This is a genomic window from Janthinobacterium sp. GW823-FHT03B06 (assembly GCF_058796955.1).
This window is the reverse complement of record NZ_JBXAJE010000002.1, coordinates 1,067,728-1,092,246: the sequence shown is the minus strand read 5'-3', so window position 1 is coordinate 1,092,246 and position 24,519 is coordinate 1,067,728. Positions and strand designations below refer to the sequence as shown.

Sequence of the window (24,519 nt, the reverse complement as noted above, 5' to 3'; positions counted from 1 at the left end):
GATGAATATACTCCCGTCTGTTCGGCATTTTTAATGCCGTACAGAAAAAAAGTGGCGCCATGCAACGGCGCCCCATGGCTATCAAATTGCCAGTTGCTGCAGCAGGTAGAGGCGCTGGTACAGGCCGCCTTCGATCTGCATCAGTTCCTCGTGCGGTCCCGCTTCCGTGATGCGGCCGTGATTGAGCACGATGATACGGTCCGCTTCGCGGATGGTCGACAGGCGGTGGGCGATGGCGATGATGGTGACCTTGCCGCGCAACTCGTTGAGGGCCGTCTGCACGATCTGCTCCGTCTGGCTATCGATGCGCGACGTCGCTTCGTCGAGCAGCAAAATGCGCGGCTGGCCGGCCAGCGCGCGGGCAATCGCGATCAGCTGCTTCTGCCCCGACGACAGGCGCGAGCCGCCTTCGCCCAGCGGCGTGTCGTAGCCGTGTTCCAGCGCCGCGATGAAGTCGTGCGCATGCGCGGCGCGCGCGGCCGTCTCGATCTGCTGCTGCGTGTAGCCGCGGCCCATGTCGATGTTTTCGCGTGCCGAGGCGGCCAGCAGGAAGGGGTCTTGCGGCACCAGGCCCACGTCGGCGCGGAAGTGCTCGTTGTCGATGCTGTCGAGGGCGACGCCGTTGATGGCGATGCTGCCCTGCGTGACGGGGTAGAAGCGCAGCAGCAAGGAGAGCAGGGTCGACTTGCCGCTGCCCGTGTGGCCGACGATGCCGAAGAAGGCGCCTTGCGGGATCTGCAGCGACAGGTCGTGCAGCACGGGCTGGTTTTCCACGTAGGCGAAGGTCAGGCGGGCGATGTCGACGGCGGGCACGTCGCTGCCCGTTTTCGCCTGCCGCAGGGCCGGTGTCTCCCTTCCCTGTGCGTGTTCCAGCGCCTGCGCTTCGTCCAGCAGGGCCGAGACGCGCGCCGTGGCCACCACCGACTGCTGCAGCTGGCTGAACTGCATGGTGATCTGGATCAGCGGTTCGATCACGCGCGCGATGTAGCTGATGAATGCATACAGCACGCCCACTTCCACGGCACCCATGTCGCGGCGGCCGAAGCTGAAGATGACGACGGCCAGCAGCACGATGTTGAGCATGTCGAGCGCGGGGCGCAGCAGCCAGGCGTTGGCGCGCAATTCCTGCATGCGCGCCGTGTAGTGGTCCTGGTTGATGCCCGTGAAGCGCGCGCCGAAGCGCTTTTCCGCGTTATTCGCCTGCAGCACGCTCATGCCGCCGATCGATTCGGCGATCTGGCCGTTGATCTCGCTGCGCAGGGCGCGCGCGCGCGTGACGGCCGGCGCGCTCCAGCGCTGGTACAGGAAGACGATGAGCAGCACGGCCGGCAGCAGGGCCAGCACGATCAGCATCAAGCGCCAGTCGAGGAAGGCCATGGCGGCCATGGTGCCGACCAGGACGATGGAGCTGTCGAGGATGACAAACAGCACCTGCACGTACAGCGATTTCACCGCTTCCGTGTCGTTGGTGACGCGGCTGACCAGCTGTCCCGTGATGGCGCGGTCGAAAAAACTCATCGGCAGGCGCAGCACGTGCTGGTAGACGGTTTCGCGCAGGCGCTGCACCGAGCGCATGGCCAGGCCGGACAGGCGCACCAGCTGCAAATAGCGCAGGCCGGAAGCGACCCAGCCCGTCAGCAGGCAGCCGCCCAGCAGCAGCGACATGCGCGTCCAGTCCAGGTGGCGCGGCAGCAGATGCTGGTCGATCAGGGCCTTGCCTAAAATGGGACCCGTGACTTCGAGGGCGGCGGCGAGGATCAGCCAGAACGTGGCCCAGTATAAATGGCGCAGGTCCGGCGCGGCGGCGCGGCGCAGCAGGCCGATCGCTTGCGCGGCCTGGCGGCGCACGGATGGCGTGGCGGTGTTGGCTTGGTCGTTCTTAGATGGCATCGAGGCTGGCCTCCAGTTGTTGATAGCGCCACTGGCTGGCGTACCAGCCGTCGCGCTGCATCAGCGCGTCGTGGTTGCCCGTTTCCGTCACGTGGCCATCGCGCAGCACGAGGATCAGGTCCGCGTTGACGACGGCGCTCAGGCGGTGGCTGGCGATGATGGCGCTGCGCTCGGGGCGCTTGCGGCGCAATTCCTCCAGGTGCTGCAGGATGCGCGTTTCCGTGCCCGTGTCGACGGCGGACAGCGCATCGTCGAGCAGCAGCAAGCCGTTGTCGGCCAGCAGGGCGCGGGCAATCGCCACGCGCTGGCGCTGGCCGCCGGACAGGGTGATGCCCTTTTCGCCCACGTGGGTGGCATAGCCTTCGGGGAACTGCAAAATGTCCGCGTGGATGTCGGCCAGCTGCGCCGCCCGCTCCACTTCCTCGCGCGTGGCGCCCGGACGGGCCAGCGCGATATTGTCGGCGATGGTGGCGGAGAATAAAAAGGACTCCTGCGGCACCCAGCTGATCGCCGCGCGCAGCGCGTGCAAGGTGTAGGCGTCCAGCGCGTGCCCATTCCACGTGGCCGTGCCCGATTGCGGCGTGACCTGGCGCAGCAGCACGCGCAGCAGGGTCGACTTGCCGCTGCCCGTCGGGCCGACCAGGCCCAGGGTCTGGCCCGGCTGCAAGCGCAGCGAAATGCCGGACAGGGCCGGCGCCGTCTGGCCCGCATACGCAAAGCCGACGTCCTGCAATTGCAGGGGGCCGGGCGTCAGCGTGGCGATGCTGCCATGGTCGTCGATGGCCAGCGGCGCGTCGAGCATCGGCTGCAGGCGCTGCCAGGCGGCGCGGCCCCGTTCGATCAATGACAGCACCCAGCCGGCGGCGAACATGGGCCAGATCAGCTGGCCCAGGTACATGGAAAAGCTCGTCAGCGCGCCGATGGTCAGCTGGTCTTGCCACACGAGGTAGCCGCCCAGGCCCAGGGTCAGCGCCGTGGCCGCCGTCAGGGTCAGGCCGACGGCCGGTTCATACGCCGCTTCCCAGCGCTGCGCCGTCAGGCTGGCGTTGGCCGCGTGGCCGGCCAGGGTGGAGAACTGCTTGCTGCTGCGCTCTTCCAGGCCCAGCGCGCGCAGGGTGCGCACGCCGGACAAGGACTCTTGCACGTGGTCGTTCAGCGCGGAAAAGCGTTGCAGCGAATCCGTCGACGCCGTATGGATATGGCTGGAAATGCGCCAGAAGGCCAGTCCCATCAGGGGGAAGGGCAAGAGGGCGATGCAGGCCAGGCGCCAGTCCACGCCCAGCAGCATGATGCCGAGCACCATCAGCAAGGTCAAAGTGCCGTCGAAACCGGCCAGCATGGCTTCGCCGGCGGCCATTTCGATGGCGTCGATATCGTTCGTCGCCAGCGCCATCAGGTCGCCCGTGCGCTGGTTCTGGTAGAACGACGCGCCCTGCTGCGACATGCGCGTGTAGAAGCGCGTGCGCAGCATCACGCCCAGCTGGTAGGCGGCCTTGAACAGGGTGATGCGCCAGCCCACGCGCAGGAAGTAGATGACGACGCCGACGGCGAGCAGAGTCAGCAGCTCAAGCCACAGTTCGGCGGCCGTCATGCGGTGCGCGGCCAGCGCGTCGATGATGGCGCCCACGCGACGCGGGATCCAGACGGTCAGTGTTGCCACGCCTGTCAGCATGACGGCGGCGGCGGCATACGCCGGCCAATGCTGACGCACGAAGCCGGCGATGAGCCTCGATAAACTCATGGTTACCTTTTGTTTTGAGTAATGGGGTGTCGCGGGGCGGAAGGACGGGCACGCGGACGGAAAGTACGCGTAGGATACAACAAGGCGGAAAAGCGCGCTGTGGACGAGCACGCAAAAAACGGGCCGTAGCCCGTTGTTTTGCTGCGTCAGTACCGTGCGCGCGGCTTACTTGCGGCCGCTGCCTTTGCCGCCGCCCAGCATGTCGAGCTGTTTCGATGGCGTGCCCTTGGGCGCTGCCTTGGCTGCCGGCTTGGCCGCTGGCGCAGCGGCGTGCTGCACGGCGGCCTTGGCCACGGTCTTGCCGGCGGTGCTGGCCGGCTTGGCGGCGGGTTTGCTCGAAGGAAATGACTTCGCGGCTGGCTTGGCGGGGGCTGGCGCGGCGGCTTTCGCTGGTGCGGCGGCGGGTGCCGCTGCGTGCTTGGCTGCTTCAGGCTTGGCTGCCGGTTTGGTCGCCGGCTTGGCTTCCACCGCTTTGGCGGCAGGCTTGTCGGCAACCTTCTCGGCCGCCTTGGCAGGCGCTGCTTCCAGTTTGGCTGCCGGGGCGGCGGCAGGTTTGGCTACTTCAGCAGGCTTGGCGGCAACGGGGGAAGGCGCCGCGGCCGGTGCTGGTGCAGGCGCAGCGGCAGGCGCGGCAGCGGGCGCGGGCGCCGCGACGGCCAGGACAGGTTTGGCTGCGGCAGGAGCCGGGGCCGTTGCTGCGGCTGGCGCGGCCGCATCGAGGCGGGCCTTGGCCGAGGCCAGCAATTCCGCCTGCGTGCCCGAGGCGATGCCGAACAGCTGGCGGCTGTAGGCCAGCACGCTCTCGATGCTTGGCTGCGCCTGGCTGGTGCTGTAGCTGAAGAAGTCGCGCGGGTCCTGCGTAACCAGCAGGTGCTGCGCCGTTTCCGCCGTCTGCGAAATGGCGGCCTTGCCGGCGTTCAGGTTCAGGGCGATGATTTTTTCGGCGCTTTCAAAGACTTTGCTGGTCAGAAGGCTGAAGATTTGCAGCTGGCTTTCCAGTTGCGACTTGGCGGCGCTGGAAAATTGTTCAGGAAGCGGAAACATATTTACTCCTTTGTACGGATTAAAATGCTGGCAAAACGCTCTGCAAAATCCCGAAAACCAGAGTTGGCCGCGTTTTGTAAAGTGGGTAGCGTGCTGAATAGCTGATCATAGACTTTTTATGATGCAACGCAATATGAATATTCTAGCGGTGATTCCAGTTAGTTGAAAGTTATTTTCTCAAGGGCGTGCGCCGTATGTTTTGCGCTATTCATGCGCCTGGCGGCATTTGCGGGAAGTTTGCGCGCGCGCAAAGCGCTGCCAAGGAATCTATGGCTACGCTTTTGCCAGTGCCTTGTTTCTTGCACTGCAACATCCGCGAGAAATATGTAAATGATCATTCACTGAAACACCAGACACAGTCGTCAACCGAAGGAGTGTCCGCATGGACCTAGTCATCCGCAATGCCAGCCTGCCCGACGGGCGCCGCGCCATCGATATCGCCATCGAGGGCGGCCGCATCGCCGCCGTCGGCCCCGCCTTGCCCGTGACGGGCGCGCAAGAGATCGACGCCGCCGGCGACCTCGTCACGCCGCCCTTCGTCGACGCCCACTTCCACATGGACGCCACGCTCAGCTATGGCCTGCCGCGCGTCAACGCCTCCGGCACCCTGCTCGAAGGCATCGCCCTGTGGGGCGAGCTGAAACCGCAACTGACGCAGGACGCGCTGGTCGAACGCGCCCTGCAGTATTGCGACTGGGCCGTGGCGCGCGGCCTGCTGGCGATCCGCTCGCACGTGGATATCTGCGACCCGCGCCTGCTGGCCGTCGAAGCGCTGCTCGACGTCAAGCGGCAAGTGGCGCCGTATCTCGATTTGCAGCTGGTGGCCTTTCCGCAGGACGGTATCCTGCGCAGTCCCGGCGCCTTCGACAATTTAAAACGCGCGATCGCCATGGGCGTCGACGTGGTGGGCGGCATCCCGCATTTCGAGCGCACCATGGCCGACGGCGCGGAATCCGTGCGCCTGCTGTGCGAATTTGCCTGCGAGCGTGGCCTGATGGTCGACATGCATTGCGACGAATCGGACGACCCGCTGTCGCGCCACATCGAAACCCTGGCCTTCCACAGCCAGCGCTTGGGGCTGCAGGGCAGGGTGACGGGCTCGCACCTGACGTCCATGCATTCGATGGACAATTATTATGTGAGCAAACTGCTGCCCCTGATCCGCGAGGCGGGCGTGGCGGCCATCGCCAACCCCCTCATCAACATCACCCTGCAGGCGCGTCACGACACGTATCCGAAGCGGCGCGGCATGACGCGCGTGCCCGAGATGCTGGCCGCCGGCATTCCCGTCGCCTTCGGCCACGACTGCGTGATGGATCCGTGGTACAGCCTCGGTTCCGGCGACATGCTGGAAGTGGCGCACATGGGACTGCACGTGGCGCAGATGACGGGCCAGCAGGCGATGCACGAGTGTTTTTTGGCCGTGACGGAGACGCCGGCGCGCATCCTGGGCCTGGACGGCTACGGCATCGCGCCCGGCTGCCACGCGGACTTGCTGATCCTCGATTGCGGCAGTACCGTGGAAGCGCTGCGCCTGCGCGCGGCGCGGCGGCTGGTGCTGCGGTGCGGGAAAGTCGTCAGCGAGGCGCCGCGCGCGCAATCGCGCCTGCATCTGCCGGGGCGGCCCGAGAGTGTGAACTTCCGCCTGGGGCGCTGATACAATCGGCCATCACTTGTTATCGGGAGCACCGCCTTGAAAGAAATTGATATCCGTCCGGCCAATGAAGGCGATTTCGACGCCATGTGGCCGATCTTCCAGACCCTGGTCGCCGGCGGCGACACCTATACCTTCCCCGCCGGGACCACGCGCGAAGAGTGCCACGCCTACTGGTTCGGTCCCGGCGTGCAAAGCTTCGTCGCCGTGATGGGCAGCGAGCGCCTGCTGGGCATGTACAAGCTGGTGGCGAACCAGCCGGGCCATGGATCGCACGTGGCCAATGCCTCGTTCATGGTCGATCCCGCCGCGCAAGGCGTGGGCGTGGGCCGCCTGATGGGCGTGCACTGCATGGAAGAGGCGCGCCGCGCGGGCTACCTGGCGATGCAGTTCAACTTCGTCGTCAGCACCAACCTGGCCGCTGTCACTCTGTGGAAAAAGCTGGGTTTCACGGTGGTCGCCACCCTGCCGCTGGCCTACCGCCACGCGCAGCTCGGCTATGTCGACGCCTACGTGATGTATCAGCTGCTGACCGACCCGATGCAGTGGCCGGCATGAGCGGCGCCATGACAGAGCCGATTACCGTCATCGAGACGCCCCGTCTGCGTCTGCGCACCGCCACCCTGGACGATGCGGCCTTCTACATGGAGCTGGTCAACGACCCGTCGTGGATCGCCAACATCGGCCAGCGCAACATCGACACGCTGGAAGCGTCCCGCGCCGCGCTGGAGTCGGGACCGATGGCGCAGTTCCGCGAGCATGGCTATTCGCTGTACATCGTCGAGCGCCGCAGCGATGGCGCGCCCGTGGGCATGGCCGGTCTGGTGCGCCGCGACAGCCTGCCCGGCCCCGATATCGGCTACGCCATGCGTCCCGCCTACTGGGGCCAGGGCTATGCTTGGGAGGCGACGGCGGCCATCGTGCGGCATGCGCAGCACGTGCTGCGCCTGCCCACCCTGTACGGCATCACGTCGCTGCAGAACCAGGCGTCGATCAATCTGCTCAACAAGCTGGGGCTGCGCTTCGAGCGCTTTACGCGCATGCCGCCGTCGGGCAAGGATACGAATGTCTACCGCCGCGATTTTCGTTTGTTTTCATGAAGTGTGAATGTCAAAGTCCATATTGACGAGGAAATAGATGGCCACAAGTAAAAAAGTAGTTCCACCTCTCGAAACTATGCTTGCCGAATTACAAGATCTAGCCATTCGAATAGCCAGTGTTGATGTAGGTACTGATGCTCGTAGTGTCAAAAAAATTCGTTTGGAACTAGAAAAGGCTGTATCTGAGATCAGGATGACTACGGAACGCCTGGATCCCGTATGGCGCCCCGAATCGATTTTTGATCCTTCCGATCCCAATACCGCTGGCAGGGTAGTGGCCTTGACTATGGTGGCGCAGGAAAGGCATTCGTTAGCGGCGATCCCTGAGTTTTACGGCGCCGGGGTGTATGCCATCTATTATAGGGGGGATTTTTTGCCATACTTGCCGCTTAAAGACAAGGATCACCCTATCTATGTCGGGAAAGCTGACCCTGACCGACAAGGCGCCAAAGATGCCGTAACTCAAGGAACAAAGTTGTCGGCACGACTCAATGAACATGCTCGTAGTATTCGAAAAGCTACCACGACGCTGAAGATTGAAGATTTTGAATGCCGTTTTTTGATAGTGCAAAGTGGATATCAAAAGTCGGCCGAAGATTATCTGATCAACTTTTTTAGGCCGATCTGGAACTCGGAAACAAAGATCTGCTTTGGTCTTGGGAAACACGGTGACAGTTCTGATACGCGTGTCAACAAACGATCACCCTGGGACACCCTTCATCCAGGACGTGAATGGGCGGATAGAACTTTTGAAAACCAGAAATCGCCTGAGGTGATCAATGAACAAATTGCTGGACACTTGGCAATCCATACGCCCTACACGGATGTCCATCAGATTTTTGAACGTATCATGGCCGATATGCGCCAGATTAACCGGGAGCGTTTTTTTACTCCCACAAAAGGTGGTGTTTTGTTCGATCAGGTAGCGGCCGAGGTCACTTCCCCTCCAGATAAGTAGTGTCGGTAGAACAGATTTTTGACTTAGATTCACACTTTCGAATAAGGTAAGGAAATCACGTGCATTTATGTGGTTTTCTTACCATCCCGACGCCTACTTTTTACTCTCGCAAAAGTGCGCATACGCCGCGCGCCATCACTGCCGCCAACTTCACCGGAACCGCATTGCCAAGCTGGCGCATGGTCTCAGACCATGTGCCTTCAAATATAAAATTGTCAGGAAAGGTCTGAATGCGTGCTGATTCTCTGACAGTAAAATACCTAACCGAGCCGTCTGTTCGGCGTAGCATATTTTCACCGCCAGGTACTCCATGATCACCTGCTTTGAGTGCCTTTGCTGGTTCATCAATTGAGCTTCCCGTATGCCCTGCATAAGCTCTTGCGCCCGGCTGAAAGCGATGTGCCTGCACTAACCCTAACGCTTTTGTCGAGGATATCTCGGGATCGGGAAGGTCGGAGATTGCGTCTCTGACGGTTTGCCAGGCAAGCATGTTGGCACCGTAATCAGCATCCAATATTTTTTGTATTTTTTTATCGATGCCATCGGGCCGTGGCGGACGGTTTTTTGACGCAATGCGGTGGCGTTCCCAGTAGCTTCCGTTTGCCCATTTTGTCAGCACCAGCGCATCACTGCTATGTGTCTCTGCTGGGAAGTCCCAAGGCTTGTGAACATCAGCCCTGAAACCAACAAAGAAAATTCGCATGCGCTTTTGTGGTACGCCATAATTGGCCGCATTGACCAGACGGTGATAGACATGATATTCGCTCGGAGCTCCCTTGGTCTTGTATTTTTGCAGCCTCACCAAGTGGTCTGTCCACAGCTCTTTCGTTTTGGCGATTTGTGAGGGGAACTCAAGTTGCAGCAAGATGTAGTTGAAGTAGTCGGCGAATGCGGCACGTTTTAGGCCTTGTACATTTTCAAAGGTGAACGCGCGAGGTCGGGCCTCTCGGACAGCACGTATCGCTTGTGGGAACATATCTCTCTCGTCGAGAAATCCACCGTGCTTCCCGCCCATGGAAAAAGGTTGGCAAGGTGGACCTCCGGTGATCAGATCGATATTGTTGTGATTCTTATAGTTAAAATCACGTACGTCGCCCTCTGTGACGTCGGGCCAATGACTGATCGGCTCCACCTGTTGAAGCTTATTATTGCGCAAGGTATTGCACGCATGGCTGTTCCATTCTACAACCGCGCGATGCTGAACATCATTGCTGGAAAAACCAAGCGCCAGTCCTCCCGCCCCTGCGAATAGCTCAATTGACTCAATGATACGAGTACTTGTCACTAGTGTGTCTGACGGGACTAAGAGGGCGGGCGTGTTATACATGGTCATTTGGAGTGGCTGAAGCGATGCTACTTTTTCGGGATATTATTGAATCGATGTGGTTGATGGCAACTACCACTCTCGCCTGCATGCGAAGGTGCGTATGGCAACTTCTATTTGGATACATTTAAGTAGTCCAGCAGTATAAAGCAAGGAACAGAAGAGGAACAAACCGATGGAAGCAGCTCCACTTCTGATGCATTAACATCAACTTTTCCGCATGCCTCATTTTACTGTGTTTTTGTACAGTGATCAATCGCCTAATTTGTTACTACTCAAAGTCCCCTTGAAAATACTAGGAGTGGCGCTATTTCTGCACGGTTTCATAGGTACATTATGGTTGATACTATAGATCAGCCATCGCGTAGCAGAGTGATGGCGCGGATTAAGGGAAAAAACACTGGACCAGAGTTGTGGGTTCGAAAGATGGTTTTTGCAGCAGGATATCGTTATCGGATCCATGTCAAAAATCTTCCGGGTTCCCCAGATTTGACGTTTCCTGGTAGGAAAAAAGTCATCTTCGTGCATGGATGTTTTTGGCATCGGCATGAGGGCTGTGATTTGGCCCGCATGCCTAAGTCTCGTATTGATTTTTGGCGCTCAAAATTAAGTGGAAATAAGTTGCGAGACGCACGAACAGTCGAGGCCTTACGTGGGGCAGGATGGGATGTCATGGTGGTGTGGGAGTGCGAGCTTCGTGATCCTGAGAGCGTAGCGAGAGCAATACAAATATTTCTCGGCGCACCTGGTCAGCGGGCGTTGCCGAATTCTAGAGGTGAGTCTCCAGGCAACTGAGGACATGCCGGCTCTCGCTGATCCGCAGGCTGATGGGGTTGACTGAAAAAAAGTATTTAGAAAGCCGCGTCTTTTGTAGTGGTGGCGCGCGGTCTTTGTTTTTATAGTTGGCATACCGGTGGAAAACCGCCGGACTATAAAAACTGGAGACTCGTGATGAAAATCGTTACTGCTATTGCATGGGGCGGTGTCATGTCCGCCGCCTGTGCATCGATGCCGGCGGCATCGGCGCAAAGCTGCTCGGTGCCCGTCCTCAAGGTGCTGGCGCAAAAAAGCCTGGGCCTGACCGTGATGGAAAAGACCCTGGCCGAGTATGAAAAGAAAAACGGCACCAAGGTGCAGATCAGCTATTTCGGCGAAAACGATCGCCGCTCCAAGGCTAGGCTCGACGCTTCCACCAAGGCCGGCTCCTACCAGATCTATTACATCGACGAAGCCAACGTGGCCGAATTCGCCACGGCCGGCTGGGTCGTTCCCCTGCTCAAATACCTGCCCAAGGATGCCGACTACGACGACTTCCTGCCGGGCCGCCGCGCCGTCGCTTCGTACAAGGGCGTGGCGTATTTCGCGCCCCTGATCGGCGGCAGCGACTTCCTGTTCTACCGCCGCGACCTGCTGGAAAAGGCGGGCATCGCCGTGCCGAAGACGCTCGACGAACTGGTCGCCGCCGTGAAAAAACTCAACAACCCGCCGAACGTGTACGGCTGGGCGGCGCGGGGCCAGCGCGGCTCGGGCATGAATGTGTGGCGCTGGGCGCCGTTCATGCTGGCCGCCGGCGGCAAGTGGGAAAACAATGGCGTGCCGGCCTTCAATTCGCCGCAGGCCGTGAAGGCCACCACCCTGTACCGCGAACTGTTCAAGTATTCGCCGCCGGGCGGCGCCACCTACGACTGGAGCAATGCGCTCGAAGCATTCAGGTCGGGCAAGGTGGCGTTCATGATCGAATCGACGCCGTTCGCCGACTGGATGGAAGACCCGAAGAAATCCTCGGTGGTCGACAAGGTGGGCTATGCGCGCCCGCCATCGCCGCTGCCATCGGCCGCGTATGGCCACGGCCTGGCCATCTCCGCCACGGGCGCGAAGGATGAATGCACGCGCCAGGCGGCCGGCAAGTTCATCGCCTGGGCCACGGGCAAGGAGCAGGAACAGGCGCGCCTGAAGGACAACGTCTTCAGCGACTACAACCGCAGCAGCACCATCGCCAGCGAGTACTTCCGCAAGCACGTCAAGCCGCAGATCCAGGCGGGCCTGACGGACACCACGCCCGTCTCGCGCGTCACCATCTGGCCCAGCCCCGAGTGGCCGGACATCGGCGACAACCTGGGCGTCGTGCTGGAAGAAGTGTTTACGGGCACGCGCGGCGACGTGCAGAGCGCGCTCGATGAGGCCAACGAGTACGCGACGGAAGTGATGCAGCGGGCCAGCAAGCGTAAATAAGCCCATATCGCCAACGACTCCACAAGCTAAAACCAGGGGTCAGACCCGACGGGTCTGACCCCAGCTCTTGCTTTTGGGGTAACGCCAGCGCTTGTCCGTTCTCGTTTGAAAGCCATGACCATGCCGCACACCATCCGTAAAAAACGCCACACCTGGCTGCCGGCCGTGTTCCTGACGCTGCCGCTGCTGGTCCTGCTGGTACTGGGCCTGGTGCCCAGCATCGCCGCCATCAACCTGGCCCTGCAAAACCGCGTGCTGCGCTACAGCGACAGCGACTACGTCGGCTTCGCCAATTTCATCCGCCTGTCCGGCGACCGCCGCTTCCTAAATGCCGTGCAGGTATCGGCCATCTGGGAAGTGGTCACCGTGGCCGGCTCGCTGCTCGTCGGCGTGCTGCTGGCCGTGTTCCTGTTCGAGAAAGTCAAGGGACGCACGCGCGATCGTCTCGCGCTGCTCTTGATCGTGCCCGTGCTGCTGCCGCGCGTGTCGGCCGCCTTCATCTGGAAGTTCATGTATTCGCCGCTGATGGGCATCCTCAACTGGCTGCTCGAATGCGTGGGCCTGGGCGGCACGGCCTTGCTGTCCGACCCGGCCACGGCCCTGTACGCGGTGGCGCTGGTCGATATCTGGCAGTGGGGCCTGTTCTTCGGCGCCGTCATCCTGAAGCTGCTCGAAACCCTGCCAGCCGAACCGCTGGAAGCGGCGCGCCTCGATTACGCCAGCACGCTCCAGGTGTATGCCTACATCGCGCTGCCCATGCTGAAGGTACCGATCATGAGCCTCGTGTTCATCAAGATGGTCGAGTCGCTGCGCTCGTTCGACCTGATCTACGTGATGACCAAGGGCGGCCCCGGCATCTCCACCGAAACGCTGGACATGTACGCTTACGCGCAAGGCATCGGCCTGATGGGCAAGGTGTCGTACGCGTCCAGCATGGCCGTGCTGATGATGCTGGCCACCACCGTCATTTTCACTCTACTCTGGAAGCGGGTCGCCAAATGGGAAAACTGACTCTGACGCGCGGCGCTGGCGCCGTCACCACCGCCGCCATCACCACCGTGATTATCCTGGTGGCGCTGTTTCCCATCCTGTGGGCCGTGCTCAATTCCTTCAAGGAGTTGATGGACATCGTCACGCCCGTGCCGCGCTTTTTCTTCAGCCCGACCCTGGCTAACTACCAACAGGTGTTGGCCAGCCCCGAGGTACTCACGGGACTGGGCAACAGCGTGGCCATCGTCGGCGTGGCCGTGTTGCTGGGCGCCGTGCTCGGTGTGCCGGCCGCGTATGCGATCGCCCGCTATCCGATTCCGGCGAAGAAGGATATCCAGTTCTTCCTGCTGTCCCTGCGCTTTTTGCCGCCCGTGGCCGTCGCCATTCCGCTGATCTCGATCTGGATCGACCTGGGCCTGTACGACTCGCGCCTGTCGATGGTGGTGACGTATCTGCTGGTGACCCTGTCGACCATCATCTGGCTGTCGATTCCCGCCTTTGCCCGCATTCCGAAGGAGATCGAGGAAGCGGCCGCGCTCGACGGCTACGGTCCTTACCAGGTGTTCTGGCACGTGGCCCTGCCGGTGGCCTCGAAGACCCTGATGGGCGGCATCGTCTTCAGCTTCGTGCTGGTCTGGAATGAACTGATGATCGCGCTGGCGCTCACCTCGTCGAAAAGCATGACCCTGCCCGTGGTGGCGTCGGCATTTACCTCAATGGGCCAGGAAGTGCCGTGGGGCGTGGTGAACGCTTCCACCGTGCTGCTGGCGCTGCCGCCGCTGCTGTTCGTCGGCATCCTGGGACGGCTGCTCAACTCCATGCTCAAACATAAATAAGGAATTCATCATGCAAGCACTCGTACTGGAACAGGCGGAAAAAATCACCTTGCGCGACATCGACGTGCCGCTCGTCGTCGGCCCGCGCGACGTGAAGATCAAGATTCATACTGTCGGCATCTGCGGCAGCGACGTGCATTACTTCAAACATGGCAAGATCGGCCCCTTCGCCGTCGAAGCGCCGATGGTGCTCGGCCACGAAGCGTCCGGCGTGGTGGCGGAAGTAGGGGGAGAGGTGACGCATTTGAAAGCGGGCGACCGCGTCTGCATGGAGCCGGGTGTGCCGCAGTTCGATTCGCCGGCCACCATGCGCGGCCTGTACAACCTGGACCCGGCCGTGCGCTTCTGGGCCACGCCGCCCATCCACGGTTGCCTCACGCCGTACGTCGTGCATCCTGCCGCATTCACCTTCAGGCTGCCCGACAACGTCAGCTTCGGCGAAGGCGCCATCGTCGAGCCGCTGGCCATCGGCCTGCAGGCGGCCAAGAAGGCGGCCATCAAGCCGGGCGACGTGGCGGTGGTCATCGGTGCCGGTACCATTGGCGCGATGACTGCGCTGGCGGCGCTGGCGGGCGGCTGCTCGCGCGTGATCCTGGCCGACCTGGTGCCGGAAAAGCTGGCCCTGTTCGCCGATAACGCGGCCGTGACCACGGTCGACGTGCGCCAGGCCAGCCTGGCCGACACGGTGCGCGTGCTGACGGATGGCTGGGGCGCCGACATCGTCTTCGAGGCCAGCGGCAGCATGCGCGCCTACGAGCACATCGTCGACCTGCTGTGCCCGAACGGCTGCCTGGTGCTGGTCGGCATGCCGCCGGATAAGGTGCCTTTCGATATCGTCGCCATCCAGGCCAAGGAAGTGCGCATCGAGTCGGTGTTCCGCTACGCGAACATCTTCCCGCGCGCCATCGCCTTGCTCGCCTCGGGCAAGATCGACGTGAAACCCTTCATTTCGCGCACCTTCGGCTTTGCCGACGGCGTGCAGGCGTTCGAGGAAGCGGCCCAGGGCCATCCGCGCGACGTCAAGATACAAATCGAACTGGCAGGAGACTGATCATGGCAAATATCGCCTGCAGGCAGCTGCACAAGACCTATGACCAGAAGACGGCCGTGCTGCAGCCGTTCGACCTGGAGATCGCCGACGGCGAATTCATCGTCCTGCTGGGGCCTTCGGGCTGCGGCAAGTCGACCCTGCTGCGCATGATCGCGGGCCTGGAAGATATCAGCGGCGGCGAGCTGTTGATCGGCGGGGCCATCGTCAACGATTTGCCGCCCCGCGCGCGCAACGTGGCGATGGTGTTCCAGAACTACGCGCTGTATCCGCACATGACGGTGTACGACAATATCGCCTTCGGCCTGCGCCGCCTGAAGGTGCCGAACGACGAGATCGAGCGCCGCGTGCGCGAGGTGGCGGCCATCCTCAGCCTGGACAGCCTGCTGGAACGCAAGCCGCGCGCCATGTCGGGCGGGCAGCAGCAGCGCACGGCCATCGCGCGCGCCATGATCAAGACGCCGCAGGTGTTCCTGTTCGACGAACCGCTGTCGAATCTGGACGCCAAGCTGCGCGCGCAGCTGCGCGCCGACATCAAGCGATTGCACCGGCGTCTGCGCACCACCACCCTGTACGTCACGCACGACCAGCTCGAGGCCATGACTCTGGCCGACCGGGTGGTGCTGATGAAGGGCGGGCATATCGAGCAGATCGGCACGCCGGCGGAACTGTACAACCATCCGCGCACCCTGTTCGCGGCTGGCTTCATCGGCACGCCGGCCATGAACTTCATCGACGGCGTCGTCGAAAAAGACGGCGGGCAAACGGTGCTCGTGTGCGCCGGCTACCGCTGGCCATTGACGTCGCCCCGCTTCGCGGCGCTGCAGGCGGGGGCGCGCGTGGTCTTCGGCCTGCGCCCGAACCACTTGCGCGCGGCGCAAGCGCAGGCACAAACGCGGGAGCCGTCAGGCACGCATGACCTGGCGTGCGTGATCGACCTGGTCGAGCTGCTGGGGGCCGAAGCGCTGATCAGCTTCCAGTGCGGCGCCTTGAGCCTGTCCGCCCTGCTGCCGGCGAATGCGGCCAACAGTGCGGCGCAGGTGGGGCAGACCCTGGCGCTGGCCTTCGACGAGGAGCACATGCACCTGTTCGACGCCGACAGCGGGCTGGCCGTGGCGGTCGGTACTCAGGTAAGTGGTTAGAATAGCTGGCAACGAGACCGCGCAAGGGAACTGCCGTGACGCCTGACCTGGAACTGATCCACAAACCGATCCACGAATCGTTTCGCGCGTGGGCGCACGGCTTTCCGCACACCGTGGCGAAATGGCATTTTCATCCCGAGTACGAACTGCACTTCATCATCACATCGAACGGCAAATTTTTTATCGGCGACCATATCGGCAGTTACGGGGCGGGCAATCTGATCCTGACAGGGCCGAACCTGCCGCATAACTGGGTCAGCGAACTGCCGGAAGGCGTGGTGCTGCCCGAGCGCGATTTGGTGCTGCAGTTTTCCAGCGATTTCATCGAACGTTGCGCGCTGCTGTTCCCGGAAATGGCGCCCCTGAAAAGCCTGCTGGGCGAGGCCGCCAGGGGCTTGCAATTTCCCGATGCGCTGGGGCTGCGCCTGGTGCCGCTGATGAAGGAATTGACGACGGCGCAGGGCTTGCGCCGGGTCGAACTGTTTACGCGTTTGTTCGGCGAGCTGTGCGAGTGCCGCGAGCGGCGGCCCCTGGCCAGCGTGACCTATCTGGCGCAGGCAGGCCGCTACATGTCGTCGACCATCAACCTGGTGCTCGCCTACATCAAACAGAACATCACGCTCGATTTTTGCGAGCAGGACGTGGCCGACGTGGCGGAGATGAACACCTTGAAATTCACGCGTTTCTTCCGCAAGCATACGGGCACCTCGTTCATTCAATACGTGAACCAGGAGCGCATCGCGCTGGCCTGCGAGCTGCTGATGAACACGGACATGAAGGTCACCGATATCTGCTATCGCACGGGATTCAACAACCTCTCCAATTTCAACCGCCAGTTTTTGGCGCACAAGCAGATGTCGCCGTCGAAGTTCCGCTCCTGCCTGCTGATGAACATGCCCGAGCCGTCCGGCGACGGCCATTCTTAACTCTCTTTTGGAATCAAATGACTTATCTCGGTATCGATATCGGCACTTCCGAAGTCAAGGCCATCCTCACCGATGACGCGCAGACCATCCTTGCCAGCAGCGGCGTGACCCTGCGCGTCTCCAGCCCCCATCCCGGCTGGTCGGAACAGAATCCCGAAGACTGGTGGCACGCCACGCTGGACGTGATCGCCGCCATCCGCGCCGCGCAGCCGGTGGCGTTTTCCGGCTTGCGCGGCATCGCCCTGTCGGGCCAGATGCATGGCGCCACCCTGCTCGACAAGCAGCAGCACGTGCTGCGCGCGGCCATGCTGTGGAACGACACGCGCGCCTTTGCCGAATGCGTGGAACTCGAAGCGCTGGTGCCCGAGTCGCGCGCCATCACGGGCAACCAGGCCATGCCCGGTTTCACGGCGCCCAAGCTGCTGTGGCTGCAAAAGTACGAGCCATCGCTGTTCCGCGCCACGGCCAAGGTCCTGCTGCCCAAGGATTACGTGGCCCTGCGCCTGACGGGCGAGTATGTGTCCGATATGTCCGACGCTTCCGGCACCCTGTGGCTGGACGTGGCCAAACGCGACTGGTCCGAACGCATGCTGGCCGCCACGGGCCTCACGCGTGAGCACATGCCGCGCCTGGTCGAAGGCAGCCATGCCGCCGCGCAGGTGCGCCCCTCGCTGTGCCAGGAATGGGGTATTGCGCACGCGGTCGTGCTGGCCGGCGGCGCGGGCGACAACGCCGCGGCGGCTGTCGGCCTGGGCGTGGTGGAGCCGGGCGCCGGCCTGCTGTCGCTGGGGACTTCGGGCGTGCTGTTCGCCGGCAGCGACGGCTTCGCGCCTAATCCGGGCCAGGGCGTGCACGCGTTCTGCCATTGCCTGCCCGAGCGCTGGCACCAGATGAGCGTGATCCTCAGCGCCGCGTCCAGCCTCAGTTGGGTGGCGCGGCTGACGCAGTCGAACGACATCGGCGAATTGGTGACGCTGGCGGAAAACGTCGAGGCGCGCACGGCCCCCGTCTTCCTGCCGTATTTGAGCGGTGAGCGCACGCCGCACAACGACGCTTCCGCGCGCGGCGTGTTTTTCGGATTGTCGACGGAACACGGGCGCGCGGAACTGGCCTACAGCGTGATGGAAGGCGTGGCCTTTGCCATGGCCGACGGCAATGTGGCCCTGCGCAGCGCCGGCACGCATCTGAAGGAAGCGTCGTTCGTCGGCGGCGGCTCGCGCAGCCGCTTCTGGGCCCAGCTGTGCGCAAATGCCTCGGGCTTGCACGTGCTGCGCCACGATCACGGCGTGGCCGGCGGCACCCTGGGCGCGGCGCGCCTGGCGCAGATGGCGGCGACGGGCTTGCCGCCTGCGCAAGTGTGCACGCGCCCGGCCGTGCAGGAAACGGTGGCGCCGCAGGCCTCCGGTGTGCTGGACGAGCGCCTGGCGCGCTACCGGCGTTTGTATCCGCTGTTGCGCGAAGAATTCGCGGGGGCGGCGGCGGCAACGCGCTGACGTGGCCGGCAAGATTGCCGGCCCGGCCATGCTGCGTCGGCGGGAATATGGCCAGACAGTCAATCTTCCCGTGTAATTTGTTGTTTCTATGTTGAAAGTGTTTCTCTAGCGAAAGCGCCGCTTGGTTTTTCGCGGGGCGGGCCGCATGATTTCCCTGTTTGGTGGGAATTGGATAGATTTGGCGACGCCTTTGTTGCCATCCTGTTCTTGCCGCCGGGAGAAACATATGCAACTCGCGAATCTGAAAATCTCCGTCCGCCTGGGTCTGCTGGGCGCCTTCTTCTTTCTTGCGCTGGTGTTCGTCGGCGCACGCGGCTGGAGCGCGCTCGACGCGGCCAGCGCGCGCAGCAACGAAGCCATGCAGCGCTCCGTGGCACTGACGGAAGCCGTCGACGCGGCGCGCAGCGCGCAGGTGGAATTCAAGATCCAGGTGCAGGAATGGAAAAACATCCTGCTGCGCGGCGGCGACGCGGCCGCCTTCCAGCGCTACCGCGAAGCGTTCGTCGCCAGCGGCGCGCAGACGCGCAAGGAATTGAAAGGCCTGCAGGCCATGATGGAGGCATTGAAACTCGATACGGCGCCCGTCGAGCGTGCGCTGCAGGCGCACGATGCGCTGGGCGTGAGCTACCTGGCGGCGCTGCAAAAATTTGATGGCGCGCGCGCCGACAGCGCCCAGACGGTCGATGCGCTGGTCAAGGGCATGGACCGCGAACCGACGCGGCAGATCGACGCCATCGTCGCGGCCATCGGCAAGCAGTCGCACAGCCTGATGGCGCAGATGAAGGAGCAGGATGACGCCGCGCACCGCAGCGCCAGCATCGCCATGCTCGTTACCGTGCTGGTGACCCTGGTCGTCGGCAGCGTCACCGTGTGGTGGCTGATCCGCAGCATCACGGTACCGCTGGGCGCGGCCGTCGGCATCGCCCAGCAAGTGGCGGCCGGCGACCTGCGCGCCGTGGTGGCCGGCGGCAGCCGCGATGAAATCGGCGACCTGCTGCGTGCGCTGAAAGCGATGAGCGGCAACCTGGCCGCCATCGTCGGCAGGGTGCGCGTCGGCACGGACGCCATCGCCCTGGCGTCCGGTGAAATTGCCAGCGGCAATATGGACCTGTCGTCGCGCACGGAAGAACAAGCCAGTTCGCTGGAAGAAACGGCCGCCTCGATGATCGAGCTGACCACCACCGTGCGGCAGAATAACGACAACGCCGACCAGGCGCGCCAGCTGGCCGGCGGCGCGTCCGACGTGGCGCAGCGCGGCGGCGCGGCCGTGGCGCAGGTGGTGCAGACCATGAACCATATCAATGCCTCCTCGAAGCGCATCGTCGATATCATCGCCGTCATCGACGGCATCGCCTTCCAGACGAATATCCTGGCCCTGAATGCGGCCGTGGAAGCGGCGCGCGCGGGCGAGCAGGGACGCGGTTTCGCCGTCGTGGCCAGCGAAGTGCGCAGCCTGGCCCACCGCTCGGCCGCGGCGGCCATGGAAATCAAGCAGCTGATCGGCGAATCCGTGCGCACGGTGGAAGAGGGCAGCGTGCTGGCCGGCCAGGCCGGGCGCACGATGGATGAGGTGGTAAGCAGCGTGCAGCGCGTGAACGCCATCATCGGCGAGATCGCCGTGGCCAGCGTGGAACAGCGCGACGGCATCGAACAGATCAGCATCGCCATCAGCCAGATGGATGGCGTGACGCAGCAGAACGCGGCCCTGGTGGAGCAGGCCGCCGCCGCAGCGGACGCGCTGCAGCAGCAGGCGGCCAGCCTGGCCGACGCCGTCAGCATCTTCAAGCTGCACGGCACGCCCGGCGTGGCCGCATCGGCGGGCGCCGCCCTGGCGCGAAAGCTGTCGCTGGCCTGAAGCCGGCGTGCCCTGCGCCGCTTGATGCCAGTCAAGCGGCACCCGATCAGGCAAATATCGCGCCAAAATTCTTATACTATTTCCTTTCAGCATGTATCTGCGCCCGGCCGCATGGCGCGCGTTGCAAAGGAAAACCATGTTCCCTACGTTCCGCCTGCCGGGTGACGCATGACGGCGCTGCTGCTGGCGCTGTGCCTGACCCTGACCATGGTGCTCGCCGTGCTGCTGGCCTGCCAGTGGCGCGCGGCGCGCACGTGGCGCATGCGTCATGCGACCGGCGCGGTGCTGCAGGCGGCGCAGGCGCGGCGCATGGCGGAGGCGCTGGCGCTGTTGCACGCCTTGCCGGCGGCCGTCATCGGCACCGACCACGACGGCGTGGTGCAGTATCTGAATCCCCGCGCCAGCGCCATGGGCGGGCTGCTGGGCGACGCTGGACTGGGCCAGCCCGTGACCGGGCTGCTGCCGCTGTTCCATGACGGCACGCCCATCGATGCGGCGCGCCAGGTGCGCGACTGCGTGGCGCGGCAGGAGGTGCTGGAAGTGGCGCGCGGCGCCGTGCTGCTGCGCCATCTCGACGGCAAGCGCATCGATGTGCAGTACAGCTGCGCGCCGCTGGCGCAGGGCGGCGCGGTGCTGCTGCTGCACGATGTGTCGGCCCGCCGGCGCGCCGAGCAGCAGCTGGAATTCATCGCCCACCACGATGGCTTGACGGGACTGCCGAACCGCCTGCATTTCCAGATCCGCTTCGAGCACGGCATCGCCTACGCGCGCCGCCACCAGGGTTTGCTGGCCGTGCTGTTTGTCGACATCGACCGTTTCAAATCCATCAACGACAGCCTGGGGCACGACGTGGGCGACCAGGTGCTGACGGAGTTCGCGCGCCGGGTGCAGCAGTGCGTGCGCAAGGTCGATACGGTGGCGCGCCAGGGCGGCGACGAATTCATCATCCTGCTGACGGAACTGCGCACGGCGCACGATGCCGAACGGGTGGCCGAAAAGATCGTCGCCGCCATCGCCGCGCCCTTCGTCATCGGCGAGTACAGCCTGTCGGTGGCGGCCAGCGTGGGCGTGGCCCTGTATCCGGACGACGACGACGACGTCAATGCGCTGATCGAAAAGGCCGACCTGGCCATGTATGCGGCCAAGCGCCACGCCCCCGGCACTTGCCAGCGCTATGCGCCGCGCATGCAGACGCAGTCGTATTCGCGCACCATCCTCGAGACGGCCTTGCGCCATGCGCTCGAACGCGATGAATTCGCCCTGTTCTACCAGCCGCGCATGGACTTGAAGACGCGCAGGATCACGGGCGTGAAGGCATTGCTGCGCTGGAAGCACCCGGAACTGGGCTTGATGATGCCGCTCGACTTCTTGCCGGTGCTGGAGGAAAGCGCCTTGATCCTGCCGGTGGGCGCCTGGGTGCTGGCCACGGCCGTGGAGCAGGCGCGCGGCTGGATTGCGCAGGGGCAGATGCTGACGGTGTCCGTCAGCCTGTCGGCGCGCCAGTTCTACCAGCGCGATATCGCGCGCAATTTCGCCGCCGCGCTGCAGGCGGCCGGCGTGCCGGGCCATTGCATCGAACTGGAAATCGCCGCCGGCATCCTGATCGACAGCAACCAGAACTGCGAGCTGATACTGCGCCAGTTCCGCCAGCTGGGCATGGCGATTGCCATCAGCGATTTCGGCACGGGCGACGCTTCGCTCACTTACCTGAAACGCTTTCCCACGGATGCCGTGAAGATCGAAAAGTGTTTCATCGACGACCTGGACAAGCCGGACGGCGATGGCGCCATGGTGCGCGCCATCGTGGCGATGGCGCGCACGCTCGGACTGCGCACCATCGCCGGCGGCGTGGAAAGCGGCGAGCAGCTGGAACTGCTGGCCGAGATGGGCTGCGACGAGGCGTTCGGCTATTTTCTCGGCCGCGCCATGGCGCCCGAGGGCATCGAGGCGCTGCTCAAGTCGCCTAGCCCGGCCTGACGGACAGCGCCGCCAGCAGCACGGCGGCCAGCACGGCCGCGCCGCCGATGACGCGCGCCAGGCGCATGGCCTGGTGCGGCGCATACGGCAGCAGCCAGATCAGCAGCAGGCCGCAGCCCGTCAGGCTGCCGACCCAGTAGACGAGGCCATAGCCGCCGCCGGCGAGGTGCATGGCCCAGGCCAGGCCGGCCGCCAGGGCCAGCCAGCCCGTCCACTGCAGGCGGCGGCGCAGCGGGGCGGGCGGTTCGGCGCCGCGCCCGTGCAGGTCGGCGTAGTGGCGGTCCATGGCCAGGCACAGCGAGGACAGGCCCGCATAGCACAGCGCGAAGACGAGGAAATTGGCTAACAGTTCCATCACGCGGCCTCCATCGTCGTCGACGCCGGCTTGGCCGGTGCTGGTTTGGAGGCTTTCACGGGCAGCGGTTTCAATTTGAACGCCGCATACGCGAGGCCCAGGCCCAGCACCAGCACCACCAGGTCGAAGGCGGCCACCGCCACGGGGCCGCGCCCCAGGAACAGGGTCACGCCCAGGTGCGAATGGGTGGTGAAGACGTTCAGCACGGGCAGCGCCGCGAGCAGGAAGGCGCCGGCGGCCAGCTGCATGCGCCACATGGCACGCGACGGGCGCAGCTGGGCGATGATGGCGGCCAGGGCCCAGGCGCCGAAGAAGCAGGCGATTTCCTCTTTCGAGCGCTCCTCCATCGCCGCCGGCAGCAGGCGGTTGGCCCAGAAGTAGGCGCCGAAGGCGATCGGGATGCCGGCGATGGCGCCGATGTTGAGCGCTTCCACCAGGCGCAGGCCGAAGCTGGCGCGCTTGCCGGCGGCCAGCGCCTTGGCCTGCTTCTGGCGCGTCTTGACGGCCCACAGCAGGGCGCCCGTGGCGACCATGGCGCAGCCGGCCAGGCCGGAGAGGAAGAACAGGGCGCGCAGCAGCGGTCCGCCGAAATGCGCGACGTGCAGGCCGACCATCACGCCTTGCGTTGCGGCCGCGCCAGGCTGCGCCTCGCCATCGCTTGACAGCAGTTTGCCGGACACGCCATCGAATTCCATCGATGGCTGCTTCGACGACATGTCGCGTCCGCCGGCGCGCGTCAGCGTGATGGTGGCGTTGGCGTCGCCCGGATGATTGACGGAGATGCGCTCGACCTTGCCGCCCCACTGCTGTTCCGCCTGGCGCACGAGGGGCGCGAGTGGCGTCAGCGGCGCGGCCACGCCGGCCGGCTTGCTGTCGCCCGAGCGGCCCGGGAAAGCTTCGGCGAAGAAGGCGTCCTGGTCGCCCTTGTAGGCGGCCGTGACGCCGGACGGCATGTACAGGAACATCAGGGTGACCAGGCCCGTGTAGGTGATCATGATGTGGTAGGGCAGGGCCAGCACGGCCGTCACGTTATGCGCGTCGAGCCATGAGCGCTGGCCCTTTTTCGGCCGGAAGGTAAACAGGTCCTTGAAGATGCGCTTGTGCGTGACGATGCCGCTGATGATGGAGACGAACATGAACATGGCGCAGAAACCCACGATCCAGCGGCCCCAGATGGCCGACATGTAGTGCAGGTCGAAATGCAGGCGGTAGAGGAATTCGCCGCCGCGCGTCTCGCGCGGCTTCGATAGCACCTGGCCCGTGGCCGGGTCGGCTTTTTCGCTATGAAAATTGCCGCGCCGTCCGCGTTTCTTTTCGCCCGGTTGCGACGGCTTGCTCCAGCCCAGCTGCGTGGCGGGGCTGCGCTCACCGGGCAAGCTGATGAACCAGCGCGTGGCGCCGTCGGCACGCTCCTGCATCGCCTGCTGCGCGACCTTGGCCGCTTCCTCGGTGCTCACTTCGCTGGCGGCGGCGCCGTGCAGCTCGGGCTGCATCCACAAGGTGATTTCATTGCGGTAGTAGCTGGCCGTGCCGGCGCAAAACACCAGCAGCAGGATCCAGCAGACGAGCAGGCCGGACCAGGTGTGCAGCCATGCCATCGACTGGCGGAAACCTTCTTTCATGCGAGACTCCAGGATAGTGCGCCCATCGACTGCAGGATGGCGGCGATGACGGCGGCCGGAATCAGGAGACCCAGCCATGCGCGCAGGGCGCTGCGCGTGGCGAAGACCCACATCACGGCGCAGGTGTAGATGGCAAACGACAGCAGGGTGGCCGTCATGACGGCTTCGGAACGGGCCATGGGCAGGCTCACCGACAGCAGCATGGTGATCAGTGCGGCCAGCACGTAGCCGCCAGCGATGGCGGCCACGCTGCGCGACGCCACGCCGAGGCGGTACATGACCCCGGCGGAGAGCCGCAGGCGCGGCATTTTAAGGATGGCAGGCGCTTGCAT

General features: G+C 63.7%; 21 protein-coding genes. 14 read left to right on the top strand and 7 right to left on the bottom strand.

The genetic code is table 11. The annotated features are described in order from the left end of the window. Positions 1 to 81: 81 nt before the first annotated feature. The 3 genes from AC1RBA_RS10930 to phaP form a co-directional block, all read right to left on the bottom strand. The gene (locus AC1RBA_RS10930; protein ID WP_230502422.1) at positions 82 to 1,890 is read right to left on the bottom strand and encodes an ABC transporter ATP-binding protein; all 1,809 of its coding nucleotides are present in this window, start codon (positions 1,888 to 1,890) and stop codon (positions 82 to 84) included. After that, complete coding sequence (locus tag AC1RBA_RS10925; RefSeq protein WP_070218015.1) at positions 1,880 to 3,631, bottom strand: ABC transporter ATP-binding protein; 1,752 nt, start codon at positions 3,629 to 3,631, stop codon at positions 1,880 to 1,882. The genes AC1RBA_RS10930 and AC1RBA_RS10925 overlap by 11 nt, the downstream gene beginning before the upstream one ends. A gap of 165 nt (positions 3,632 to 3,796) precedes the next feature. After that, complete coding sequence (phaP, locus tag AC1RBA_RS10920) at positions 3,797 to 4,675, bottom strand: TIGR01841 family phasin (RefSeq protein ID WP_492418103.1); 879 nt, start codon at positions 4,673 to 4,675, stop codon at positions 3,797 to 3,799. Between the two features lie 382 nt (positions 4,676 to 5,057). On the opposite strand from phaP, the gene AC1RBA_RS10915 reads away from it, so the two are divergent. Genes AC1RBA_RS10915 through AC1RBA_RS10900 form a run of 4 tightly spaced genes read left to right on the top strand, consistent with a single transcriptional unit; the run spans position 5,058 to position 8,387 of the window. Continuing rightward, positions 5,058 to 6,332, top strand: a complete 1,275-nt coding sequence (locus AC1RBA_RS10915) for an amidohydrolase family protein (protein ID WP_492418101.1) — start codon at positions 5,058 to 5,060, stop codon at positions 6,330 to 6,332. A gap of 36 nt (positions 6,333 to 6,368) precedes the next feature. Beyond that, positions 6,369 to 6,887, top strand: coding sequence for a GNAT family N-acetyltransferase (locus tag AC1RBA_RS10910; RefSeq protein ID WP_070221881.1), 519 nt, complete (start codon positions 6,369 to 6,371; stop codon positions 6,885 to 6,887). Between the two features lie 8 nt (positions 6,888 to 6,895). Next, positions 6,896 to 7,429, top strand: coding sequence for a GNAT family N-acetyltransferase (locus AC1RBA_RS10905; RefSeq protein WP_492418100.1), 534 nt, complete (start codon positions 6,896 to 6,898; stop codon positions 7,427 to 7,429). A 37-nt stretch (positions 7,430 to 7,466) separates the two neighbouring features. Further along, the gene (locus AC1RBA_RS10900; protein WP_492418098.1) at positions 7,467 to 8,387 is read left to right on the top strand and encodes an Eco29kI family restriction endonuclease; all 921 of its coding nucleotides are present in this window, start codon (positions 7,467 to 7,469) and stop codon (positions 8,385 to 8,387) included. Positions 8,388 to 8,487: 100 nt separating this feature from the next. Here the strand turns inward: AC1RBA_RS10900 and AC1RBA_RS10895 are convergent, their stop codons facing one another. Next, positions 8,488 to 9,720 (bottom strand): DNA cytosine methyltransferase, encoded by a 1,233-nt coding sequence (locus AC1RBA_RS10895; RefSeq protein WP_492418096.1) that lies wholly within the window; start codon positions 9,718 to 9,720, stop codon positions 8,488 to 8,490. Positions 9,721 to 10,047: 327 nt separating this feature from the next. Between AC1RBA_RS10895 and AC1RBA_RS10890 the strand changes: the two genes are divergently transcribed. The 10 genes from AC1RBA_RS10890 (at position 10,048) to AC1RBA_RS10845 (ending at position 22,210) form a co-directional block, all read left to right on the top strand. After that, positions 10,048 to 10,506 (top strand): very short patch repair endonuclease, encoded by a 459-nt coding sequence (locus AC1RBA_RS10890; protein WP_492418094.1) that lies wholly within the window; start codon positions 10,048 to 10,050, stop codon positions 10,504 to 10,506. A 192-nt stretch (positions 10,507 to 10,698) separates the two neighbouring features. Further along, complete coding sequence (locus AC1RBA_RS10885; RefSeq protein WP_492418150.1) at positions 10,699 to 11,943, top strand: ABC transporter substrate-binding protein; 1,245 nt, start codon at positions 10,699 to 10,701, stop codon at positions 11,941 to 11,943. 120 nt (positions 11,944 to 12,063) lie between these two features. Continuing rightward, entirely contained in the window at positions 12,064 to 12,954 is an 891-nt protein-coding gene (locus AC1RBA_RS10880; protein WP_492418148.1) for a carbohydrate ABC transporter permease, read from the top strand. Further along, positions 12,942 to 13,769 (top strand): carbohydrate ABC transporter permease, encoded by an 828-nt coding sequence (locus AC1RBA_RS10875; RefSeq protein ID WP_230502429.1) that lies wholly within the window; start codon positions 12,942 to 12,944, stop codon positions 13,767 to 13,769. The genes AC1RBA_RS10880 and AC1RBA_RS10875 overlap by 13 nt, the downstream gene beginning before the upstream one ends. A 10-nt stretch (positions 13,770 to 13,779) precedes the next feature. Further along, positions 13,780 to 14,820 (top strand): NAD(P)-dependent alcohol dehydrogenase, encoded by a 1,041-nt coding sequence (locus AC1RBA_RS10870; protein ID WP_492418092.1) that lies wholly within the window; start codon positions 13,780 to 13,782, stop codon positions 14,818 to 14,820. Positions 14,821 to 14,822: 2 nt separating this feature from the next. Continuing rightward, a complete protein-coding gene (locus tag AC1RBA_RS10865; RefSeq protein WP_492418090.1) occupies positions 14,823 to 15,959 on the top strand; it encodes an ABC transporter ATP-binding protein in 1,137 nt (378 codons plus the stop codon). Positions 15,960 to 15,994: 35 nt separating this feature from the next. Next, the gene (locus tag AC1RBA_RS10860; RefSeq protein ID WP_070289188.1) at positions 15,995 to 16,885 is read left to right on the top strand and encodes an AraC family transcriptional regulator; all 891 of its coding nucleotides are present in this window, start codon (positions 15,995 to 15,997) and stop codon (positions 16,883 to 16,885) included. A gap of 17 nt (positions 16,886 to 16,902) precedes the next feature. After that, the gene (gene xylB / locus AC1RBA_RS10855) at positions 16,903 to 18,378 is read left to right on the top strand and encodes a xylulokinase (RefSeq protein WP_492418088.1); all 1,476 of its coding nucleotides are present in this window, start codon (positions 16,903 to 16,905) and stop codon (positions 18,376 to 18,378) included. A gap of 226 nt (positions 18,379 to 18,604) precedes the next feature. After that, positions 18,605 to 20,233, top strand: coding sequence for a methyl-accepting chemotaxis protein (locus AC1RBA_RS10850; RefSeq protein ID WP_492418086.1), 1,629 nt, complete (start codon positions 18,605 to 18,607; stop codon positions 20,231 to 20,233). 168 nt (positions 20,234 to 20,401) lie between these two features. After that, positions 20,402 to 22,210: a putative bifunctional diguanylate cyclase/phosphodiesterase gene (locus AC1RBA_RS10845; RefSeq protein ID WP_492418084.1), complete on the top strand. Its 1,809-nt coding sequence runs from the start codon at positions 20,402 to 20,404 to the stop codon at positions 22,208 to 22,210. Here the strand turns inward: AC1RBA_RS10845 and AC1RBA_RS10840 are convergent. The 3 genes from AC1RBA_RS10840 to AC1RBA_RS10830 are packed head-to-tail and all read right to left on the bottom strand — an operon-like array spanning position 22,197 to position 24,519. Further along, positions 22,197 to 22,565, bottom strand: coding sequence for a DUF3325 domain-containing protein (locus tag AC1RBA_RS10840; RefSeq protein WP_492418146.1), 369 nt, complete (start codon positions 22,563 to 22,565; stop codon positions 22,197 to 22,199). The genes AC1RBA_RS10845 and AC1RBA_RS10840 overlap by 14 nt on opposite strands. Further along, entirely contained in the window at positions 22,565 to 24,187 is a 1,623-nt protein-coding gene (locus AC1RBA_RS10835) for a PepSY-associated TM helix domain-containing protein (protein ID WP_492418082.1), read from the bottom strand. The genes AC1RBA_RS10840 and AC1RBA_RS10835 overlap by 1 nt, the downstream gene beginning before the upstream one ends. Further along, positions 24,184 to 24,519, bottom strand: coding sequence for a DUF3649 domain-containing protein (locus AC1RBA_RS10830; protein ID WP_492418080.1), 336 nt, complete (start codon positions 24,517 to 24,519; stop codon positions 24,184 to 24,186). The genes AC1RBA_RS10835 and AC1RBA_RS10830 overlap by 4 nt, the downstream gene beginning before the upstream one ends.

Coding starts and splice junctions, on each gene's coding strand:
- AC1RBA_RS10930 (WP_230502422.1), bottom strand. CDS start 1,890: ATGCCATCTAAGAACGACCAAGCCAACACCGCCACGCCATCCGTGCGC.
- AC1RBA_RS10925 (WP_070218015.1), bottom strand. CDS start 3,631: ATGAGTTTATCGAGGCTCATCGCCGGCTTCGTGCGTCAGCATTGGCCG.
- phaP (WP_492418103.1), bottom strand. CDS start 4,675: ATGTTTCCGCTTCCTGAACAATTTTCCAGCGCCGCCAAGTCGCAACTG.
- AC1RBA_RS10915 (WP_492418101.1), top strand. CDS start 5,058: ATGGACCTAGTCATCCGCAATGCCAGCCTGCCCGACGGGCGCCGCGCC.
- AC1RBA_RS10905 (WP_492418100.1), top strand. CDS start 6,896: ATGACAGAGCCGATTACCGTCATCGAGACGCCCCGTCTGCGTCTGCGC.
- AC1RBA_RS10900 (WP_492418098.1), top strand. CDS start 7,467: ATGGCCACAAGTAAAAAAGTAGTTCCACCTCTCGAAACTATGCTTGCC.
- AC1RBA_RS10895 (WP_492418096.1), bottom strand. CDS start 9,720: ATGACCATGTATAACACGCCCGCCCTCTTAGTCCCGTCAGACACACTA.
- AC1RBA_RS10890 (WP_492418094.1), top strand. CDS start 10,048: ATGGTTGATACTATAGATCAGCCATCGCGTAGCAGAGTGATGGCGCGG.
- AC1RBA_RS10885 (WP_492418150.1), top strand. CDS start 10,699: ATGTCCGCCGCCTGTGCATCGATGCCGGCGGCATCGGCGCAAAGCTGC.
- AC1RBA_RS10880 (WP_492418148.1), top strand. CDS start 12,064: ATGCCGCACACCATCCGTAAAAAACGCCACACCTGGCTGCCGGCCGTG.
- AC1RBA_RS10875 (WP_230502429.1), top strand. CDS start 12,942: ATGGGAAAACTGACTCTGACGCGCGGCGCTGGCGCCGTCACCACCGCC.
- AC1RBA_RS10870 (WP_492418092.1), top strand. CDS start 13,780: ATGCAAGCACTCGTACTGGAACAGGCGGAAAAAATCACCTTGCGCGAC.
- AC1RBA_RS10865 (WP_492418090.1), top strand. CDS start 14,823: ATGGCAAATATCGCCTGCAGGCAGCTGCACAAGACCTATGACCAGAAG.
- xylB (WP_492418088.1), top strand. CDS start 16,903: ATGACTTATCTCGGTATCGATATCGGCACTTCCGAAGTCAAGGCCATC.
- AC1RBA_RS10850 (WP_492418086.1), top strand. CDS start 18,605: ATGCAACTCGCGAATCTGAAAATCTCCGTCCGCCTGGGTCTGCTGGGC.
- AC1RBA_RS10845 (WP_492418084.1), top strand. CDS start 20,402: ATGACGGCGCTGCTGCTGGCGCTGTGCCTGACCCTGACCATGGTGCTC.
- AC1RBA_RS10840 (WP_492418146.1), bottom strand. CDS start 22,565: ATGGAACTGTTAGCCAATTTCCTCGTCTTCGCGCTGTGCTATGCGGGC.
- AC1RBA_RS10835 (WP_492418082.1), bottom strand. CDS start 24,187: ATGAAAGAAGGTTTCCGCCAGTCGATGGCATGGCTGCACACCTGGTCC.
- AC1RBA_RS10830 (WP_492418080.1), bottom strand. CDS start 24,519: ATGCAAGCGCCTGCCATCCTTAAAATGCCGCGCCTGCGGCTCTCCGCC.